The 1,205-nt window shown below is 36.4% G+C and carries 2 protein-coding genes; both read right to left on the bottom strand.

Features of this window, described 5'->3' with window-relative positions; all coding sequences use genetic code 11:
- Window positions 1–136: 136 nt before the first annotated feature.
- Window positions 137–505: a 50S ribosomal protein L14 gene (gene rplN, locus EIZ48_RS31465; protein ID WP_160658730.1), complete on the bottom strand. Its 369-nt coding sequence runs from the start codon at window positions 503–505 to the stop codon at window positions 137–139.
- A gap of 123 nt (window positions 506–628) precedes the next feature.
- On the bottom strand, window positions 629–1,039 hold the full coding sequence (gene rplP, locus EIZ48_RS31460; RefSeq protein ID WP_500690623.1) for a 50S ribosomal protein L16: 411 nt from the start codon (window positions 1,037–1,039) through the stop codon (window positions 629–631).
- Window positions 1,040–1,205: the final 166 nt, after the last annotated feature.

Below are 1,205 nucleotides of genomic sequence, written 5' to 3'. Positions count from 1 at the left end.
TTTTTTCATAAAAAAAATTATATTATTAAATTAAAGGTATATGCGTGAAACACAATCTACTAAATAAATTTGAATCTATTTCTTTCCAATACCCTACTATAACTATATCGTAGTCTCATCTTAAATTTTAAGACTATTATAATACCTCGGGCGCTAATGAAACTATTTTAGTAAAATTTAAATGCCTCAATTCCCGYGCGATCGCACCAAAAACGCGAGTTCCTTTAGGATTTCCTTCTTGATCAATGACAACTGCGGCATTGTCATCATATCGTATTAGCATACCGTTGTCGCGTTTAAGTTCTTTGCAGGTACGTACAATTACAGCTCTGACCACTTCTGATCKTTCTAGGGGCATRTTTGGTACTGCTTCTTTAATCACAGCAACAATAACRTCACCGATATAAGCATATCGGCGRTTACTAGCTCCTATGATTCGAATACACATCAATTCTCGAGCCCCACTGTTATCTGCTACATTCAAAYGTGTCTGGGGTTGAATCATTTTTTTRTTTGTTCTTTCAATGCAAAGGKCGAAGAAAAARAAAGAAATATTTTTTGTCAAAAAAGAAAAAAAGAAACCTTGCATTTTTCATTCCCAGGATTTATTTTCTTTGATTCTACATTCTTAKCCCAAAATAATAAATTKAGTTTTGATAGGCWTTTTKGATGCTGCTATTGAAATKGCTTTTCTGGCTATATTTTCTGCGACTCCACCCAKTTCATAMAGTATTCGWCCTGGTTTAACAACAGCTMCCCMATATTCWGGAGAGCCTTTACCYGAACCCATACGTGTTTCTGTGGGTCTTACTGTAACTGGTTTGTCGGGAAATATACGTACCCATATTTTTCCACCMCGACGYGCATTTCGTGTCATTGCCCGGCGCCCCGCTTCTATTTGTCTAGATGTGATCCAAGCGGGTTCAAGCGCTTGAAGAGCAWATTTMCCGAAACTAATATGATTACCTCGATAAGACATTCCCTTCATTCGTCCTCTATGTTGTTTACGGAATCTGGTTCTTTTGGGGTTATAGTTGATGGTTCTTTCTGAATTCCACCTCTACTACAGAACCGGACATGAGAGTTTCGTCTCATCCAGCTCCTCGCGAAAAAAGGATTCAAAATATTTAAATTGATATATATATATTTAATTAATAATAGATGAAATCGCGGGATTCTTTGACTTCTTTGACATTGAATCTAAT

Origin of the sequence: Photobacterium alginatilyticum (genome assembly GCF_009910675.1) — a bacterium.
Lineage (GTDB): Bacteria > Pseudomonadota > Gammaproteobacteria > Enterobacterales > Vibrionaceae > Photobacterium > Photobacterium alginatilyticum.
Note: the sequence above shows the minus strand (reverse complement) of the source record. Positions and strands in the feature narration are given on the sequence as shown.